A 20,137-nucleotide genomic window follows, 5' to 3' on the forward strand; every position below is an offset into this window, starting at 1 on the left:
TTTTTCCCTTACCAAGTACTATTTATCTAACTATGATTACTTTTTGCACCCGTTGGCTGCCGTCGGCCAAAGTGAGCTTCACGGTGTAAATGCCCGGAGCCAATTTGCTGACGTCGAGCCCTTCCGGGGTGACGGCCTTGCGGTCGATTACTTTTATGCCTGCCGCATTGTGCAGGACAACAGACTTCACTTTTGCAAAATCCTTGAACTTCAACCGGTCGCTGGCCGGGTTAGGATAAGCGGCGAGCATGGCAGTGCCGTCGAATTCCACGCTCAGAATGCGGCTGTATGCGAATGGTGCATCCTGGCCGTCCGCAGCGCGATCTACCATTTTGAGGCGGTAGTAGTTCAGCCCTGCTGCCGGTGTCTGATCCACGAAATTGTATTTGCGCAATACGCTGCTTTCGCCATGCGAGACTTGGGTACCGATGGTGGTCCAGGTTTTCGAGTCGGAGCTGCGCTCGATTTCGAAACGGTCGCTATTGGTTTCTTCGGAGGTGTTCCAGTTAAGCACCGCGGTGCTGTTAGCTTCTTTGGAAACCGAGAATGAAACCAGTTTAACCGGTAACCCGCATTCCTGTTCAGTCCGGACGGTCAGCAAAGCAGAGCCGGATGTGAGCGTACACAAATCGCTGTCGCTATCGACAATCACGCGGTAGCGGTTGCCGCTCCATGCGGTGTTTGCCGGCGAAAGCCGCAACGTATCCGAGTTAGCGCCCGTATAGCTCCCGTTGGCATCGGTGGCGCCGCCAGGGGCGAGGTTTGTCCAGCTGGTGCCGCCGTCGGTACTTACCTGCCATTGATAAATGAGCGTGCCGGTGCCGGTGGCTTTTACCGCGAAGACAGCAGTGGTGGCCTCGCACACAATCTGGGTTTCCGGATTTGGCTTGGTAAGCTCAATATCGCAAAGCGTCGCAGTTACGCAGTTGGCGCCGTCGTTGCTGTTGGATGGCAGCGAGGTCGACATATAACTGGCCGAATTGCCGACCGGGTCTATTTTGTAAAAACGGCCGGATTCGTTATGGAATGCGTACAGTTTGCCTGTTGCATCCGCAAAAACAGCCCCGAAGCTGCTATTACCGGGCAGGCCCGATACAGGTGCCGCGCCGACGGTAACCGCGCCGGTAAGCGGGTTAATGGTCGAAATGCGGGCGTCGGTTGTGAAACCGTAGATCAACTGCGTCGAAGGCAGGTAGGCAAAATCGGCTCCGCCGAAAGGTGCGCTCAATGCTACTCCGTAAGTTGGTCCGGTTTGAACCGCGAAACCGTTGGTCGGGTCAACCAGTTTCAGGTAAGTCGAAGGACGGTTCGGGTCAACGTCGATTACATAGAAGCTGGGCTGGCTTGTCTGATAAATCATCATGTAGCCGTTAGGCAATTCCACGCCGACGTTGAAACTGCCGGATGCGGGCAGGTTTGCGATCGGATATTCCACAGTACCGCCCTCGCGATCGATCTGGACAATGCTGTTGGTGCCGTTTTTAGTTGCCCAGAGCATATTGTCCGCCGAATTGTAGATCAGCGAGTTGACTGTCATCGGCAGCGGTGCAATTTCGGTGCGCGCGCCGCTATTCACATTGTATGCGTAGAGTGTAGAAACAGGTTCTCCGGCAGCGGCGGCCACCTGGTAGGTGATACCATCGGCGCAATCGAAAGGCAGGTTTTCAAGAATTGAATTCGGGCAGCTGGCTCCGTCGTTGCTGTTGGAAGTAATGCTGGTCGAAAGCAGCGTCGACGTAGCGGCAGTGGGATTAATGCGGTGGAATGTGCCCGGGTCATTGGCAAATGCGTAGAGTTTTCCGCTCGGGTCTGCGAACACTGCGCCGAATGTTGTATTGGTCGGCAGGCTCGCCACCACCGCGCCAACGCTGGTCGCACCGGAAACGTGGTTAAGCGTCACGAGTCTGGCGGTGGTTGTTTCTACCCCGTAAACCAGTCCTGTAACCGGTTCATATACCAGGTCGGCAACGTTGATTGCAGCACTTAATGCTTTACCGTACGTAGGACCGGTTTGTAACGCGTAGCTGTTGGCTGGATCCACGAGGCGCAGATAAGTGGAGCGCGCCGGGTTGATATCGATCACATAGTAACGTGGCTGGTTGCTGCTGTATACGAGCATGTAACCTCCCGGAAGTCCGGTGCCTACATTGAAGTTGCTGGGAAGGTTGGCAATAGGATATTCCAGCAACGTACCATCGGCCCCTATGCGGACGATTGAGTTCGTACCATTTTTGGTAGCCCAAAGCGTGTTATCCACTTCGCTGTATATGAGCGAGTTCACGGTTGTGGTCAACGGTGCGATGAGCGTCCGAGTCCCGTCTGTTACGTTATAGGCGTACAGCGATGAAACCGACTCGCCTGCTGCGGCCGCAACCTGATAAGCTACGCCATTTTCGCAGGTAAATGGGGTAAGGCAACCTGTTATGGTGATGGGCTGGCTCACCGGGCCGGAACAGCCGGGGTTTTCGTAACGTGCATAGTATGTGCCTGGAGGCGCTTGGGTAGGATCGGCCACGAGCGTACCTGCGGAAGGCGTAGATGAAGTGTAGAAACGCAATGTGCTGCCGGCAGGAGCAGGGCCTGCTACCAGGCGGTTCAGATTGTAAGTAACGGCCGGGCAAATCGGCGCGTCGGTGCCGGCAACCAATGTAGGTTCGCCGGGTGTGGCGTACACGTTCATGGTGGCCGACGACGATGGGGTAGTACAGAGGTTGCTGGTTATGACGCAGCGGTATTGGTAATTGTTCCAGGCTGCGGTCGAAGGAGTTACAGTAAGGGTTGCCGTGCCGCCGCCGGAATAGCTGCCATTAGGTCCGGTAAATGGCGTTGTTTGCAAACTGGCCCAGGTGCCTCCGCCATTGGTGCTTTGCTGCCACTGGTAGGTGAATGGCCCGTTGCCGTCAGGTGCAACGGTGAAGTTGGTCGTATTACCCGGACAAAGGGTTACGTCGGCCGGTACCACCGGAATATCGGTATCGCATTCCACGAATGCATTCGGGCAGCTTGCCGCGTCGTTTCCGCCCGAAGGAGGGCTCGTTGAAAGCAATGTGGCGGTATTGGCAACGGGATCGATGCGGTAAAACCCACCGGTGGTGTTGTTGAATGCGTATAATTTGCCCGCCTTGTCGCTGAACAAACCTCCGTATGGATCGGCCGGAAGGCCTGTTACGCCCGCCGGGTTGGTCGTCACTGCGCCTGTTGCCGGGTTTAGCGTTTGCAGGACGCCGGTTGTGGTGATTCCGTAGGCAAGGCCGGTAGAAGTGAGGTAGGCGATATCCGAGCCTGCAAAGCCTGCGGAAACGGGTGTGCCGTAATTCGGACCTGTTTTCAATGCGTATCCGTTCGTAGGGTCAACCAGTTCAAGGAAAGTCGCACGTGTAGGGTCAACGTCGATCACATAGTAATCCGTTGCATTGGTGGCATAAACCAGCATATACGAATTGGGCAGCTCTACACCCACATTATAACTGCCCGATGGCAGGTTTGCAATATCATAAACCACCGTTCCCGCACCCGCTCCGATCCGTACGATGTCGTTGGAGCCAACCAGCGTAGCCCACAGAAAATTGTCGGCAGCGGTGCTGTAAATCAGTGAGTTCATAGAGTAGGATGTCAGGCCGATCAGCGTGCGTGTGCCTGAACTCACGTTATAACTAAATAGAGACGATTCGGTCTGCCCGGAAACTACCGCAATCTGGTAAGCGATACCGTCCAGACAGCCGAACGGCGTCTGCTGGCCCATCCGGAAGTTCTGGTTTGCCATGTTGGTAGCCTGGTTGGTCAGCGCGATTTCGCCGTTCAGCGGAGCATTGGCCTGGTTGGCGGTGTTGCTTGGCCCTACCACGTCCTCGGCCACGTAGTAAGTGCCCGGTATGCGGTTCCCCTTCGGATTGGTAGCCGTGTTGGTCAGCACAAGCTTGTGGCCAGTCAGGTTATTGGGCAGGCCGGTAAACGAATAACCACCGGCAGGCCCTACCTGGGTGGAAGCGATAATTGCGCCGGTGGCATTGTTGACGACATTGACATACATCGTACCGCCAAAATTCGTACCGGTTTCGCCGGCGTCGACGATGCCGTCATTGTCGGCATCGACCCACACGGTCCCGGTGATGTTGACCGCTATGGCTGCTCCATAGCACAGCACTCCCATCAGCAGGAAAAGTGCCCTGATCAATAGATTTTTGTTCATAAGCAAGCGTTTGATTAGGTGAGAAAAATTAAAGGCAAGGCAAGGCCGCGCAAACCAAGGCGGCAAATATTTCGGGGTTAAAATATGTCGGCTTGATGAAGAGGGAGAGAGTGAGTTTGGATGTAATCTGCGGACAAATATCGAATTAAATGTGCACTAGACACCATTGAATTCGTAGATATGGTTCTACAAATAGAAGTTTGATATGTAGAAAGAATTTGTTAATGGGATGACCTGAAATGACAGGATACGGCGGCGGGAGAGGGACTCGAGCAACGTCGAAAGGGCGTTCGGACGGCAGTTTGCAACAACCGCTATATAAGAGTATAGTGGTAACCTCGGGGTAAGCGGTCGATCTCGGGTACGCCTGAGGGCTAATTTTGTATCGCCGCCCGGCCCTGACGGCAGGCGATCAGGAGTGGCTTCCTGTGAGGGCCAGGTGTGAAGTATTCATACCATCAAACACAATGAAATCATGTCAAAGACAACGTGGAATGTAGATGTAGCGCATTCAGAAGTTCAGTTTAAAGTGAAGCACCTGGTTATCTCGACTGTAACCGGCTTTTTCCGCACTTTCAGCGGGTCGGCATCGACGGACGGTGACAGTTTCGAGGACGCCAACGTCAATTTTACCATAGACGTAAACAGCGTGGACACCGGCCAGCCGGGCCGTGATGAGCATTTGCGTAATGCCGATTTCTTCGAAGCGGAGAAATATCCGGAGTTCAGCTTTGTTTCCACCTCCCTTAAAAAAGATAAAGGTGATTTGTACAAACTCATAGGCGACCTGACGATCAAAGGCATTACCAAAGAAGTAGAACTCGCAGCCGAATACGGCGGTACCGAGCGCGATCCCTGGGGCAATACCAAAGTGGGCTTCGAAGTGAGCGGTACCATCGACCGCAAGGAGTTTGGCGTCACCTTTAACTCGCTCACCGAAACAGGCGGCCTTGCATTGGGGGAAAATATTAAAATACTGGCCAATATCCAGTTGGCGAAACAGGCATAACAGCCATTATTTAGAGTAGCTGATGTGCGAGAGGGTGTCCTGTTTCGGGGCGCCCTCTTTTCCTGTACATGCTTTTTAACTTAATTTGCTACTCTATTAAATCGCTAGAATATTCCCCGTGCCCTGTTTATATGCAAATCGAGATTAAGAATAAGTTGAACGAGAAGGAGTTGTTTCGGATCAAAAGGATGAAGGAGGTCATTAAAACCACTCACCCGCACGGCCATAAGGAATATCTCGAAATCATATACCTTACACAGGGTGAAGGGATGCACCAAATCGACCACCACCGTTTTCCGGTAAGCGGAAACAGCCTGTACCTCGTCATGCCTGGACAGATTCATAACTGGGAACTGACGGCCATTCCCAAAGGCTTTGTGGTGATGGTGCAAAAAGATTTTCTGCTGGGGCACCCGCTTTATGATACATTGTTCCAAACCTTTCCACTGACATTCAGCAGCGGTTACCGTCTCGAAAATGCGACGGCAACTTTTCAGGGGATTTTTGAGAGCATTGAACATGAATATGCCGCCCGGCAGTCAAATTACGAGGCTATCGTGCAGACTTACCTGCTGCTGCTCTTCAATTTGCTGAAACGCGAAGCGCACATGGACCGCAGCCAGCCGGAGCCGCCTTTGCTCAAATCCTTTTTTGAACTGGTGGCGGTACATTACAAATCCATGCACGAGGTGGCCTGGTATTCCGGCGAACTGAATGTTACGCCCAAAACGCTGAATGCCAATTGCCGCAAGTTCCTGGATAAGACGGCCGGGGCGGTGATCACCGAAAAACTGACGGCGGAAAGCAAGCGATTGCTGCTGTATTCGCAGGCAAACCTGGGTGAGATCGCCTACGAGCTCGGTTTTACGGACCCATCTCATTTCAATAAATTCTTCAAAAGGCAAACCGGTGTTTTACCAAGCGTTTACCGGAAGGGGATTTCCTAGATATACCAGTTTTAGGACTGAAAGTACAAAAGTCTACTGATTTTGTAGAGTTATTTTTGCCGCAACACCAGGAACAGGCGAAACTAACCCTTATGAAATTTCTTTTTACGCTTACATTACTTTTGGGCACACTCGTGCCGGCTATGGCGCAAACCCAGATGACTGTCGCCGGCAAAATCACCGATCAGCAGACTGGCCAGGGGCTGCCTTATGCCTCAGTTGCATTGTTCCGCTCAGCCGATTCGACGCTCGTAAGCGGGGTCCTGGCCGACGACAAGGGCATTTTCCAATTCGAAAAACAGGCTGTCGCCGCATATTACCTCGAATCACAATACATGGGGTACCGCAAATCGCGCACCTCTGTACCCGCGCAGGCAGGTAACGTGGCATTACCGCCCGTAGCCATGCAGCCCGACGGGCGCGTGCTCGATGCCGTGGAAGTGACGGGAAACCGAAGCGCAGTTGAAAATAAGATCGACCGGCAGGTGTACCGTGCAGGTGCATTTCTCGGCAGCCAGGGCGGTACGGCCGTGGATGTACTCAAAAATACGCCGTCGGTGACGGTCAATAGCGAAGGCGACATTGCATTGCGCGGCTCGACGGGCTTCCTCGTACTCGTGAATGGCAAACCTGTGCAGACCGACCCGGCTGTTGTACTCAACCAGATCCCCGCCAACAGCATTGAAAACGTCGAAATCATCACCAGCCCATCGGCGCGTTATGATCCGGACGGAAAATCGGGGATTATTAATATTACCACTAAAACGGTCGCGAAGAACAGCCAGAGCCTGGTTGTGAATGTGCAGGGGGGCTTGCCATCGGTTCATACGTATCATAACCTGAAAAATCCGCAGCGTTTCGGCGCGGATGCTGCCTGGGGTATCAGAGCAGGCAAATGGGAGGTAAACCTGAGCGGTAACTACCTGCGGAATGACCTCACGGGACGCAGGGTAGGAGATGTCAACACGACGATCGGTGATGTTTTTACGTCTTTCCCGTCCGATGGCGAGCGGAGTTTCATGCGGTACAACTACACGGCCCGGGCATCGGTGAGCTACACGGCCGACCCGTCGAATGTCATTTCAGCAGGTTTTTACAAGGGTTATCGCTTCCAGTCGAGAAGGGCGGATTTGGTTTACAACAATACCAAAACCAATCTGGAAACCGGGCAGAACGTGGGAAGGATAACCTACTTCAATTCCAATATCGCGCAGAAAACAGCCGATGTAACCTCGGCAAACCTCGATTACCTGCACCGCTTCGGAAATAAATCGGAGCTGACATTGTCGGGACTGGTAGAGTCCGCCGAACTGGACGGGCTCACGACCAACATCAACCTCGCGGAGCCCGGCCGTACACATACGTTGCAAAGCACCCGTAACCCGAGCGAGAATCCATTAAATGCGTACCGCTTGCAGGCCGATTATGTGGTGCCGATTGGCAAAGGAAAACTGGAAACAGGCTATCAATACCGTAACCAGGTGCAAAAAGGAGCGTTTCAGTACCTGGATCAAAACCTTGAAACCGGGGAGTTCGTGCTCGTGCCGGAGTTTTCGAGCCGGACGCGCCTCGTGAACCACATTCATTCGATGTACGGCCAATACAGCGGCAAGTCGGGCAAGCTGGAATATTCGGGTGGTTTGCGCTATGAATACGCAACCCGGCAGTTCAGCGCGGCGGGTACCGGCACGCGCAATCTGGATTTGTCCAACTTCTTTCCATCTGCGCAGTTGCAATACGCATGGGGCAAAGGCTGGCGCGGGAAAGCGGGCTACACGCGCCGCGTGCAGCGTACAACGAACAACGAGCTTAACCCGTTTCCGGAACGCGAGCATTCCGAAACCCTCGAATCGGGCGATCCCGACATTTTGCCGGAATTTATCGGTATGGCCGAAGTGGGTGTCGTGAAGGAGTTCGAAAAGGGAAGCGCTTTTGTTACATTATATAACCAGCGGATTAAAAATGTAGTCAACCGGGTGAACAGCGTGTATAACGATACGATCGTCAACCGCATTTATACCAATGCAGGGCTGGCTACCTCCTGGGGTGTGGAGCTCGGCGGGAATACCAACCTGACCAAATGGTGGCAGCTTTACGCGGGCGCGAACGTGTACCGCTACGCGATTGAAGGAGGGCTTTTCCGGAATGCGGCCGGCGTGAATACTGTGGTAGTGAATACATCGAGCGTGGTATATTCCCTGAATGCGAATACCACATTCAAAATAGCACCTTCCTGGCAGGTGCAATGGGCGATCAGCTACCTGTCCAAAAGGGTAACGGCACAAGGAGAGGATTCCCGGTTTGTGAACCCGGCCTTGTCGGTGAAGAAGAGTTTCCTCAAAGGAAAGCTGGCGGCGACATTGCAGTGGCAAAATATGGATCTGGGTGTCGTGGGATCCAACCAGCAGCGTATTTCGACATGGGGTAAGGACTTTTACACGACCACCAATTACATCCAGGAAACCGACATTTTTCTCCTAAACCTCAGCTATAACCTCAACCAGCTTACCAGAAAAGCCAAACTCCCGGCCAGCGAGTTTGGTGACCGGGAGTTTTGACGTGGTGAAGGGCTATTTCGTTTTTTCCAGACGAAGGATGTAGTCGATACCGTCTACAAACTCGGCGCCCTTCGTTAGCTTTTCGCTCGCCGTGTCGTATTCCCAGATGTAATCCTTGTCTGCCGCGTTCACGGCGATGTACGCTTTGCCGTCTTCCACCACCACGGCGTTTACCATTCGTTCGCCTTTGTCGGCGGGAAGGTCGAGTTTTTTGATGAATGCACCGGCTTTTACGTCGATAACTGAAAATGAGTGATCTGCGTCGATTGACTCGCCCTTGATACGGGTACGTACGATGGCTTTACCATTGCCGATATACCACATGGCCGCGCCCATACCATTGTCGGTTTTGGCTGAAAGGTCAAAGAAATAGGTCGGATCGAGCGCGGTAGCACCTTTTTTGATGCGGTAAACCACCGATGGAGATTTGTAATCGTACCCGGCCACCGGGTCGCTGATGAAATAAATGTCCCCGTTTTCATCCTTGAACGACGCCGGCGCGTACACAATCGGCCCGCCGGGCGTAGTGGTGCGCGTGTCGGTAATGGTGCTTTCGGTTTTCATGGAAGGGTAACTCAGCACCGCCACATTGAAGTCGGGGTTCACTGGCAGCGGTTTTACCGACCAATCCGAGAACGAGTAGCCGTAGCCCACGAACAGCTTGCCGTCGCGGTGCTCGGCAAACCCGATGTTGTAGCCGGTAAAGCCCGTCGGTTTCGCTTTCAGGTCCAGTTTTCCGGAAGTAAGGGTCATATCTGCCACTTTCACGATGGCGTAACGGCCTTCGCCTTCCGCGTCGCCGAAGATAACGAGCGTTTGATCATCCACCCACACATAAGAACTCCAGTTGAGAAACGTGAACGGCACTTCCTTATCGATCACCAACGCGCCCTTTTCCACGTGATATTTACCAAAGCGCCCGCTGCCAAAGTTGGCATGGTAGTAAAAGCCGTCTTTTTGGATAATGTCCTGGGCATAAACCTTGCCGGTCATTTCGGCACCATTGCCTTTGATACTGATCGTACCGCTGGTCAGAGAAGGCACGTCGGCAATGTAGTAGGCAGTATTGGGCCACGCGCCTACACAAAGGATAGCGGAATATTTGCCTTCTTCCTGAACGGGAGTGCCTCCATTATCGTCGCCGTTGCTGCATCCGTTGAGCGTGAATGCGGTGAGGGCTATCAGGATGGCTTTTGCCGGGTAGCTGAAAAATCTGTTCATTTTTTGGGTGTTATAGGTAAAATTTAAGTTGCTTAATGAATGAAATAGCGGAGTTTCAGCGCGAAGGCACGGCCCGGTTTTTGGAGCCTGAAATTGTCGTAAGCCAGGTCGTCGGTGAGGTTGCGGCATTCCGCCGACACGTTGTAGCGCCCGTCGGCAAATGAATAACTTAGTGTGGCATTGTGAATCAGCTGGCTCGGGATCGTCGACTTGCCGTTTACATTTCCGAAAGCCTCCCAGGTGAGGTAAAACCAATGCACATATTGGGTAAACCAGCTGAATTGCAGACGCGAGCCCTTCATAAACACATCGCTTTTCCCGATGCCGAGGTTGGCATTACCGAAAAACCAAGGCTGATTCGGGATCTTGTTCTTATAAGTTGCTTCCGGCACGTTGGAAGTCGTGCTGCCGAACTTGGTCATGTTGATCGCATTCTGGTAGGTTGCATTTATGTTAAATGAAAGGATGTCGGCGTAGTCGTACCGTAGTTCGGCCTCGAAACCGGTTACGCGCACGTTCGATTTGTTCTCGTTTTTCAAAGCTTTTGAACGCTGGTCGGCAACAGGGTAAATGAAGTCGGACGCATTGCGGTAAAAACCGGCTGCTTCCGCGAAAAACCGGTGTTTGCCGGTGCGGAAACCGTAGTAGGAGCCCAGGTTCACGTTGTCGCTGCGCTCGGGTTTCAGGTCCGGATTGGGCTGCACATTCAGGCCGTCGCCAAACACTTCTTCCACCTCCTGCAAACGGAAAGTATGCTCTAATGAGAGCTTCACGCCGAGATCGGGCAGGATTTTGTACCGCGATGCCGCACCGTAGCCGTAGTTGGGGAAATGGTCGGTCAGTGCCTGGTAGCCGTTGTCGATCCACTTCTTCCGTTCGAGGCCCAGGCCATAATATTTCGCAAAAAAAGTATTCGTCCAGCGTTTGCCGAGCAACTCCTGCTGGTAGGCAAGGCCCAGGATCTGCTTCGTCATGATCCCCGGCATATCGTCGCCCGACACGAGCAATTCATTGTAATTCTCGTTTTTGAGGCGGTCGACCGTGTAGTTGAGGTTAAACGAATGCCGCTCGTTGAGCGCGTAGCTCGCGTTCGCACGTACGAAGGTGCGGGGGCGGATGATGTGCGAGAGCGATTTGATACCACCCATCTCGGTCGCCCCCTTGGTGGTCCAGGTACCATCCCAGTAATATTGGCGAAGCAAGGTGTCGGCGGTCAGGTATTTGTCTGTCGACAGTGAGGCAAACAGGTTTACGTCCAGGCCATTTACCAGCAGATTGCTTTTTTTGTAGCGCAACGTCCCAGTCGATGATTTCCCTTTCCGCTCCACATTGCCGTATACGATGGTTTGCTCAAAACCCGTTTGCTGGTCCTGACGGCTCTCTGAGTAACCAAAACCTGCATACAGCACATCCGCCCAGCTTTTATTGGTAATGCCCACTTCCACTTGCCCCATCCCCGAGCGATAGTGGTCGTGGAAGCGCTTCACGTCGGTTACCACGAAGTTGGCGCCATTGAGGTCGGTGATCTGGTTGCCGACGCGCGTCCCGCCTTCCAGGATCTCGACGCCCTTCATCTTGTAGTTATTGTCGGAATAATTGAAAAAGCCGCTTGCTTTGACGGTAATGCCGGTCGGCTTATGCACATACTGGGCTGTGAGTGCCGAACGGTGGGTGTTAAACGAGCCGTAGCTGTGGCTGAGGTCAAGGTAATTGGTCTGTTTTTGATTGGTGATCACATTCACTGCGCCGCCCATGGCATCCGAGCCCAGCTGGACCGGCACCACACCCTTATACACCTCGATGCGCTCCGAGAGGTTCACGGGAATGTTGTTGAGCGACATCGCGCTGCCCATGACTTCCATCGGCACGCCGTCGATGAAATACTTCACCGCTTTGCCCGAAAGCCCGTTGATCGAGAAGTTGAAGTTCGACCCCAATCCCCCTTGCTCGCGAATGCGTACGCCCGCGCTGCGGTTGAGTACCTGGTTGAGGTCGGCTGTAGTGTTCTGAAACTGCTTCGTTTCGATCGCATTCACTGTGAAAGGCTGTTCCTTCACCGCCTGCGTCTCCGTTTTGCCGTAAACGCTCACTTCGTTGAGGTTCTGTTGGTTTTCTTGGAGGCGGAAATTGAATGAGGTCGTCTTCCCGGTTTGTATAGTGACCGTTTCGGACACGGCTTTGTAGCCCATCAATGTCGCCTGAACCGTGTAGGTGCCCGCTTTGACGGCCGGAAGGACAAAAAAGCCATCGGAATCGGTCGTAACGCCGTACGCGGTTTTGAGTAGGGAAACCGTCGCACCGGGCAGCGCCTCGCCGGATGCTGTTTTGACATAACCCGAAACCGAAGGTGCCTTTTGGGCGAACCCGTTAAAACTGATTGAAATCAGGAGGAATAAACGTGTAAATAAGCTGCGTGGCATGAGGTGATGATTTCATATATCACCTCCTAGTAGCCCCAAAACCAAACGCCCGAAGGTCGGGTTTGAAAAAAATATTAAAAATGGATGTGAATATTGTGCATGGAAGCAGCTGCGTTTCTTAACACTCCCATAACCCTGCACCGGTGCCCGCAACAGTAATTTTGCCGCTCCCACTACTTGTAGCTTTTAGTAACTACCCGAACTAAACCCATGGATTCAAGAAGAGATTTTATCAAAAAGGCGGCGATGCTGGCTGGCGGTGCCGGCGCGGCGAGTTTATTCCCGGAGTCGGTGCAGCGGGCGATGGCGATCACGCCCCATCCGAATACGACTTACCTCGATGCCGAGCATGTGGTAATTCTGATGCAGGAAAACCGCTCGTTCGACCATAGCTATGGCAAGTTGCAAGGCGTGCGCGGCTTCAACGACCCGCGGGCGATCGATCTGCCGAATAAAAATAAGGTATGGCTCCAAACCGACCTCAAAGGCGATACCTACGCGCCATTTCGCCTCGATATAAAAAATACCAAAGCCACGTGGATGCACGACCTGCCGCACTCGCGCGAGTCGCAGGTGGATGCCTACAACGGCGGGAAATACGATAAATGGCTCACATCCAAGCGGTCGGGCCACAAGGAATACGCCGAAATGCCGCTAACGCTCGGCTATTATGATCGGGAAGATATTCCGTTCTATTACGCCCTGGCCGATGCCTTCACGATCTGCGACCAGAATTTCTGCTCGTCGATGACGCCCACCCATCCCAACCGCTACTATCTCTGGTCGGGTACGATCCGCGAAAAGCCCGAAATGGATTCGCTGGCCGTGGTGCGAAACAGCTATTTTTCCATCAATAAGCCGGTGAAATGGAAAACCTTCCCCGAGCGCATGCAGGAGGCGGGCATTAGCTGGAAGTTCTATCAGAATGAAGTAGGCGCTGTGGTGCAGTTCCATCCCGGCGTAGGCTCGTGGCTGAGCAATTTTGGCTGTAATCCGTTGGAGCGTTATGCGCAGTATGGCGTGAAATATTCGAAGGATTTTATCCATTACGCGACTCTGGAGGTGGATAAAATTAAGAAGGACCTGCCCGCTTTAAAGGAGAAACTGGATGCGGCGACGGGTGCCGAAAAGGATAAGCTGACCAAATCCTGGGAGCAGCGCCACGCGTTGCTGGAACGACTCGAAGCAGATCTGGCGGAGTTCAGTGAGGAAAACTTCAAAAAGCTGTCGGTATTCCAGCAAGAGCTGCACCGGAATGCATTCGTGACCAACCGCAATGACCCGGATTATCTGAAATTGTCGTCGATGTGGTACAAGGATGGGGATCAGGGTAGGAAGATCGAAGTGCCCGAAGGTGACATTTTCTACCAGTTCCGGAAAGATGTGAAGGAAGGTAAGCTGCCGACGGTTTCATACCTGGCCGCGCCGCAGAACTTCTCCGATCACCCGTCGGCACCGTGGTATGGCGCGTGGTACATTTCCGAGACGCTAGATATTCTCACCCAAAATCCCGAGGTGTGGAAGAAGACGATCTTCATACTTTGTTACGACGAAAATGACGGCTATTATGATCACATTCCACCGTTTTCGATCCCGGACCCGACCAAGCCGAACTCAGGAAAAGTGTCTGCAGGCATCGATGTCAAGGCCGAGTACGTGCCACTGGAACAGGACGAAACCCAGGTGCCTAAGGCGAATGCACGCGGTGGTGCGATAGGGCTGGGCTTCCGGGTGCCGCTCGTGGTGGCATCGCCATGGTCGCGGGGCGGGAAGGTGTGTTCGCAGGTTTTCGATCACACGTCGATCATCCAGTTTCTGGAAGAATTTACGAGCCATAAGTCGAAAAAGCCGGTCCGGGAAACGAACATTACCGAATGGCGCCGGACGATATGCGGCAATATGAGCTCGGTTTTCCAGCCTTTCGACGCGTCGCCGTATAAAAAGCCGAAGCCGGTGAACCGCGATGAAATCCTGACGACGATTCACAAAGCGCAGTTCAAAGATGTACCGGCGAATTTCAAGGCTTTGAACGCAGCGGAAATCGGGAAAATCAATGCAAATCCGGTCGGGTCACCCTTGTTGCCTAAACAGGAGCCGGGTACCAGGCCGTCGTTGGCGCTTCCTTACGAATTGCATGTGAATGGGGCGCTTTCTGCGGATAAGGCCGCATTTGAAATAACAATGCAGGCGGGGAATAAGGTTTTCGGTGCAAAATCGGCCGGGGCGCCGTTTATCGTTTATGCCATGAATCCCTATGAAGGCGAAGTGCTGCGGGTTTGGAACTATGCCGTGAAGGCTGGCGATAGACTGACAGAAAGTTTCAAGCTGGCTGGTTTTGAAAACGGCCAATATCATTTGCGGGTGTACGGCCCGAATGGCTACTTCCGCGAGTTCGCGGGTAATGCGCAGGAGCCTGAGATAGCGTTGGTTTGTGGTTATGTTTTGGACAAAAACGGTAAGCCGACCGGCGATGTGGAACTCGTGGCGGTGAATAAAGGAAAGAAACCCCAGGCGCTGAAAGTCATCGACAATGCGTATCAGCAAAAAGAAATAGGGGCAGACCTGCCTGCCGATGGAACGGTGAAAATGCTCATTCCGGCTTCCAAGAGCCATCAGTGGTACGATTTCAACGTGTATAACGGCGACAGGAAGAGTGTCATGCGCTTCGCAGGGCGGGTAGAAACGGGTAAAGAGAGCATCAGCGATCCGTTCATGGCTAATGCTACCAGCAAAAGTGCCAACAATATCTACGCCAGGCAAAACCTGATTGCGTGGTGCATTGTCCCGTTCGATTCCAAGGAACGCACCCCCGAACAGCGCGCCGAAATGCTGAACAAGCTGGGTTTCACCATGCTCGCCTACGATTGGCGCGAGAAGCACATTCCCGAATTCGACGCCGAATTGGAAGCATTAAAAAGGCACCACATCAAGTTGCAGGCATTCTGGCTGTATTCGGGCCCAAACCCTGAAAACGATAAGAATCTGTCCATTATCCTCGACCTGTTGAAACGGCACAACGTCAAAACCGAAATCTGGTGCATGATCGGCGGAATCAAGGACATGGACCAAATGACCCAGCAGCAGAAGGTGGAAGCCGTTGCGAAACCAGTAGCCTATATTGCGGACAAAGCTGCCGAAATCGGTTGTTCGGTCGGTCTTTACAACCATGGCGGCTGGTACGGGAAGCCCGAGAATCAGTTGGAAGTGATGGATTATCTCAAAAGACCGAATATCGGCATCGTCTACAACCTGCACCACGCCGAGGAGGACATCGAGCGTTTCCCTGAGTTTTTCCCGAAAATTCTACCGCATTTGATGGCGGTGAATTTAATGGGGCTAAAAAAGGGAAATCCCGTGAAGGTAGTTCCTGTGGGCGAGGGCGATGCCGAGGCCGACATGATCCGCATCATCCGCGAGAGCAGCTATCGCGGCCCGATCGGCATTATCAATGAAGAAACCGCACCCGACGCCGAGGTCGGGCTGACGATGAATGTCGATGGGTTGAAGAAGATATTGAAGGAGCAGGGGGACACAGGGGCTTTGCAAACTTATTGAGGGAGTATGGAGGAAGGGGAGGAAAGGGAGGAAAGGGAGGAAAGGAGGAGGGCATGGGGGCTATTGCTGCATTTCGCGGACTTCGGCGTAACCGTCGAACTCGTAGATCGGGCAACTGGCGGCGATGGCAGTGGCTTCATCGAGATCTTCGGCTTTGAGCAATAGAAAGCCGCCTACGATTTCCGTACCCACGTAGTGAATGCCTTCGTTGGTTTGCCCGTTTTTGATAATGCGGCCGTTGAGCGTCAGCCCGCTACCGCCTGCCAACTTGCCTTTGGCACCCCATTCGGCAAACCATTTCGACCAGTTTTCCCGATGCGCCGTAATTTCCGCCTCTGTATGTGAATCCTGACGACCGTCGGGCCGCCGACCGTCGGGCCGCCGACCGTCGGGCTCGCGGAAAATGATAATGTAGTTTTTCATGGTTTTTCAGGTTGAAGAGAACGCTTCAAAATTAGTAACTCCCTTTAACCTGCATGCGTGCCTAATGCCTTTTTAATCACTATTTAATGCAATCTTACCTCGCGCCATGCTGGTGCAAATCTCATGATTTACACACACTATTCGCAGGCCTCCGGCCGGGCGATACTGCAATACGACATTGCTGTAGTGATCGGCCGGAGGCCTGCGAATAAGGAGCACGAAGGTCTACCTTCCTGCCATATATCATTACCTCGCCCGGTTCTGCTCCGTCTCACCGGTGGATTTGCTGTTGAATGTAATTCTTCCCGACCTCCCAAACCGGTACACGGCGCTGATGCCGAAGAATGCGGTAGAATACGTGCGGTGATAGTAAATGTTGGTAGCCCCGACGCTGTATTTGCCGTGCACGTGACTTTGATGAAAAATATCGTTCGCCGTGAGCCTGATTTTCAATGCGTTTTTCAAAAAATCCTTTTCAATTCCCATGGTTACGGTCGACCGGCTGAAATCGTTGTAAAGTCCTTGTGACCTTTCGCTGAGGTACCAGGCCATGAGCTGGATTTTAAAAATATGGTTTACATCAAAAGTATTGTTGGTGTAGGCATAAAGCTGCGGCCTGGGTTTGAGGATTTCGAAGCCGTATTCATTGTCGATCAGGTTGTTGCGGCTCACGGTGACGGTATTGGTGGTGTTCCAACAGGCTATATTGAATGTCGCCGAGGCGGTAATGAAAAGGGAATGCTCCCGTGCGAGGTTAATGCCCTTTAAAACATAGCTGTTGGGCGACTCGCCACGCAATGCAGCGCCGCTCATCTTGTCTTTTGTGTACGTGTAACCCGCGTGGACGTCGAGCTGCTTGTATTGCAGGCCGGCTTCGAAAGTATGGATCTTCTCCGGCTGCATATTGGGGTTTCCCTCGATGGTCGTGAAGGGATCCTGGTAGATCACGAACGGGTTGAGTGCCTGATAGCGCGGGCGGGTGATCTTGGAAACGTAAGAAATGCGGCTTTGGAGACCACCAGGGAAGTTTTTGCTGATAAAAAGATTGGGAAAAACATTGAAGTACTTATCCCCGATAACCTGGCCGCCGCGTGCGGTGGTATTGAGCGAATAGCTCGTGTATTCGCCCCGCAGCCCGGCGCCGAAACGGACATTGTTTTTCAAATTCCCGAGATAACTTAGATACACGGCCGGCACCTTTTCGCGGTAACGGAAGTTGCTGCTCAGGCCAGGGTCGGGCAGGAACGGCCCATCTTCCGAGGAAACCATGAAATCGGTGCCCGAGCCATTATCGGCGTAGCTGAACTTCGCGCCGGTTTCGAGCTTGCCGCCGTTGCGGAACGCTTTGGTATAGTCGAGCTGGGTGCTGGAAATGTGGATGCGAACGAGCACATCGTTGAGCAGGCTCCGCAGGCCGGTGCTGTCGCCGGTGAGGCTGCTTTCGGCAATGCGGTCGTGCTGGTCGGTTTTGAAACGGGCATATTGTGTGCCGACAAACAAAGCGGAGCCGAGTGTATCCAACGCTTGCTGGAAGTTGAGGGTAAAAGCATGGTTCCAGCGTTCCTCGTCCTTGGCAACGCGGCTTTGGTAGAAGCTGCTGCCTTTTTTGTCGGCGAGGGCGTTGCTGCTGTTCTGGCTGCCGCCAAGGCTGTTGAGATTTCCCTTATAGTTGAGCGACAAATAGCTGCTGGTATTCAGATTCCATTGTACGCCCGCCCCGAAATTGGAATAGTTACGCAACTTGCGTTGCCAGTCGGTGGTAAGGTCCGAATGGAGGTACTCGGTGGGCGAGGGACGGGTGCGTATGGTATGGAGCACTTCGCGGCTGTTGCCGGTTTGCAGGGCGTAATTGGCTTGCAACGCCAGTTTGTTGCGCATGTACTGGGCATCCGCAAGAGTATTGAGCTCACTGCCTGCAAATTGGGTGTAGGCATATTGCTGGGTAACCGAGCCCGTCATACCGGTATCCATCACCTGCTTTGTAATGATGTTGATTACCGCCTTACCCTCGGCATCGTACCGGGCCGAGGGGTTCGGGATCACCTCCACCCGGGCAATGCGGCTCACGGGAATGGCCGCCATTTGTTCATAGGTAATGGCCTGCCCGTTCAGGAAAATCAATGCTTCGCCGCGCCCCGCGACGCCCGCCCGACCTTCGGTGAAGATAATGCCCGGCGACCTGCCGAGCAGTTCGGTGGCCGATGTGCTGCCGGCCAGAATGCTGCCGCTAACCTGGATTTCGGTGGTGCCGTTGGCCCCTTGTCTCACGAGCGGGGCTTGCCCGCGCACGGTCACGCTAGCGAGCGCTTGCACGTGCTCACGCATGAGGATGGTACCGAGATCGATGTGCGCCCGGCCGTTCGGATTAAGGACGATCAGCGTGTCGGCAAGGCCAATACTGCTCAGCCGCAGGGCAATGGTTTGGTGCGCGATGCCGGAGAAGGTAATGCTGCCGTCCTCGAATGCCGCGCCTTGCAGCAATGCGGAATCGGGCAGGGCAAGCAGGCGGGCATACACGGCAACCTGTTGCCGGTTTGGACCGACGGCCTTTCCCGAAACCGCGTAACGGTGCTGGGCGACGGTTATTTGGGTAAACAGAAAAAGGAAGGAGAAAATGATGCCGGAAAACTTCATGGCTGCGACAATGGATCTGGTTTGAGGCAAAAATCCAAAGCCCGCCGTTTTCGAAGGTATGCAAAAGGCAAATCAGGAGTACGGATTTATAAATTCATACCGCCGTTAATCTGTAATTGGTTGATTAGTAGTTATTTGATAAGAGGAAGGCGTTGTGCCTTTTACCTTCTTGAATGCGGCAAAAAAAGTAGATTTGGAATTAAAACCGACCTCATACCCGATCGCTTCGAGCGTGAGGTGCTGCTCGGTGGCGATCATTTTACAGGCTTCGGCAATCCGCCACTCATTGATATACGTCGTGAAGTTCTTGCCCAGGCCATCGTTCAGCAAGGCCGAAAGCTGGTGGCCCGAAACCTGGATTTCGCGAGAGAGATCGTGCAGTTTCAGGTCGGGGTTTTTGTAAATGGCTTTTTCGGCCATCACCTTTTCCAGCTTGCCAAGCCACAGTTCTGCATCGCTGTCGCTGAGTTTTTTAGCGGCGGGTTTATCGGGCAAAAGCAGGAACAGCTCGTCGGTTTTCTTCTTGTAAATCACCAGGGTGATCATCAGGTAGAGGATGAGCGAAAATGCAATGGACCCGCTGATGTACGAAGCGAAAGGGGCGTTGATCAGCGAAGAAAAATACAAAAGGAAGATCAGCACATTGCCGAGGAAAATCATGGAAATCCACGTTTCGGCCGGCTTCATCGCATACGATCGGCGGAACAGTTTGCACAACAGGCCGCGGATCATGACGCCCGAAGCAACCAAAAAGCCGAACCACTGCACGTAAATCAGCCTCGCAATCACTTTATTCCACAAAACCGGGTATTCGGAATAGGGTAGGGCAATGCCCACAGCCAGTGTCAGCACGGCCAGGGCGATGAGCGTCCATGTCCAGCTCTTGGGTGTCTTTTCCAGGGGTGTTACCGCAGACCGCACGAAATAGTACAAAAATGGCCCGATGAAAAAACAGGCGGAAAGGCCTATTTGCAGATAAATCTTGGGCAACCCTCCGTCGAAATAGAGGCAAACCGACTTGGCGATCCTTACGCTGGACGCCAGCAACATACCCGCCAGGAAGTTGTTGGCGAGGTATTTCTTTTGGGTAAAAAACAACAGGAATAGCCCGAGCAGGATGCCGTTGAAAGCACCCAGCGCGCTGAAAAAGAACAGGAGCTCTTTGCCTATATTCATAAAAC

10 protein-coding genes are annotated in these 20,137 nt (G+C 53.2%); 4 read left to right on the forward strand and 6 right to left on the reverse strand.

Features of this window, described 5'->3' with window-relative positions:
* Positions 1-22 precede the first annotated feature (22 nt).
* Positions 23-4,189 carry a DUF6923 family protein gene (locus J2Y43_RS12215; RefSeq protein WP_309982828.1) on the reverse strand — a complete coding sequence of 1,389 codons (4,167 nt, stop codon included), beginning with the start codon at positions 4,187-4,189 and terminating at the stop codon, positions 23-25.
* Positions 4,190-4,664: 475 nt separating this feature from the next.
* On the opposite strand from J2Y43_RS12215, the gene J2Y43_RS12220 reads away from it, so the two are divergent.
* From J2Y43_RS12220 to J2Y43_RS12230, 3 genes are all read left to right on the forward strand, one after another.
* Positions 4,665-5,198: a YceI family protein gene (locus J2Y43_RS12220; RefSeq protein WP_309982831.1), complete on the forward strand. Its 534-nt coding sequence runs from the start codon at positions 4,665-4,667 to the stop codon at positions 5,196-5,198.
* A gap of 131 nt (positions 5,199-5,329) precedes the next feature.
* Entirely contained in the window at positions 5,330-6,145 is an 816-nt protein-coding gene (locus tag J2Y43_RS12225; RefSeq protein WP_309982833.1) for a helix-turn-helix transcriptional regulator, read from the forward strand.
* A gap of 92 nt (positions 6,146-6,237) precedes the next feature.
* Complete coding sequence (locus tag J2Y43_RS12230) at positions 6,238-8,703, forward strand: TonB-dependent receptor domain-containing protein (RefSeq protein WP_309982835.1); 2,466 nt, start codon at positions 6,238-6,240, stop codon at positions 8,701-8,703.
* Positions 8,704-8,715: 12 nt separating this feature from the next.
* Here J2Y43_RS12230 and J2Y43_RS12235 read toward each other — a convergent pair whose 3' ends face one another.
* Together J2Y43_RS12235 and J2Y43_RS12240 are read right to left on the reverse strand one after the other, a co-directional pair.
* Positions 8,716-9,924 carry a DUF4374 domain-containing protein gene (locus J2Y43_RS12235; protein WP_309982837.1) on the reverse strand — a complete coding sequence of 403 codons (1,209 nt, stop codon included), beginning with the start codon at positions 9,922-9,924 and terminating at the stop codon, positions 8,716-8,718.
* Between the two features lie 32 nt (positions 9,925-9,956).
* Positions 9,957-12,344, reverse strand: coding sequence for a TonB-dependent receptor (locus J2Y43_RS12240; RefSeq protein WP_309982838.1), 2,388 nt, complete (start codon positions 12,342-12,344; stop codon positions 9,957-9,959).
* A 210-nt stretch (positions 12,345-12,554) separates the two neighbouring features.
* On the opposite strand from J2Y43_RS12240, the gene J2Y43_RS12245 reads away from it, so the two are divergent.
* Positions 12,555-15,899: a phosphocholine-specific phospholipase C gene (locus J2Y43_RS12245; protein WP_309982840.1), complete on the forward strand. Its 3,345-nt coding sequence runs from the start codon at positions 12,555-12,557 to the stop codon at positions 15,897-15,899.
* Positions 15,900-15,959: 60 nt separating this feature from the next.
* Here J2Y43_RS12245 and J2Y43_RS12250 read toward each other — a convergent pair whose 3' ends face one another.
* The 3 genes from J2Y43_RS12250 to J2Y43_RS12260 all read right to left on the reverse strand — a co-directional run bounded on the left by J2Y43_RS12250 (position 15,960) and on the right by J2Y43_RS12260 (position 20,132).
* Positions 15,960-16,322: a YciI family protein gene (locus J2Y43_RS12250; protein WP_309982842.1), complete on the reverse strand. Its 363-nt coding sequence runs from the start codon at positions 16,320-16,322 to the stop codon at positions 15,960-15,962.
* A 246-nt stretch (positions 16,323-16,568) separates the two neighbouring features.
* A complete protein-coding gene (locus J2Y43_RS12255) occupies positions 16,569-18,956 on the reverse strand; it encodes a TonB-dependent receptor domain-containing protein (protein WP_309982843.1) in 2,388 nt (795 codons plus the stop codon).
* Positions 18,957-19,061: 105 nt separating this feature from the next.
* Complete coding sequence (locus tag J2Y43_RS12260) at positions 19,062-20,132, reverse strand: helix-turn-helix domain-containing protein (protein WP_309982845.1); 1,071 nt, start codon at positions 20,130-20,132, stop codon at positions 19,062-19,064.
* Positions 20,133-20,137 lie beyond the last annotated feature (5 nt).

It is taken from the genome of Dyadobacter sp. BE31, assembly GCF_031457695.1.
Taxonomy (GTDB): Bacteria; Bacteroidota; Bacteroidia; order Cytophagales; family Spirosomataceae; genus Dyadobacter.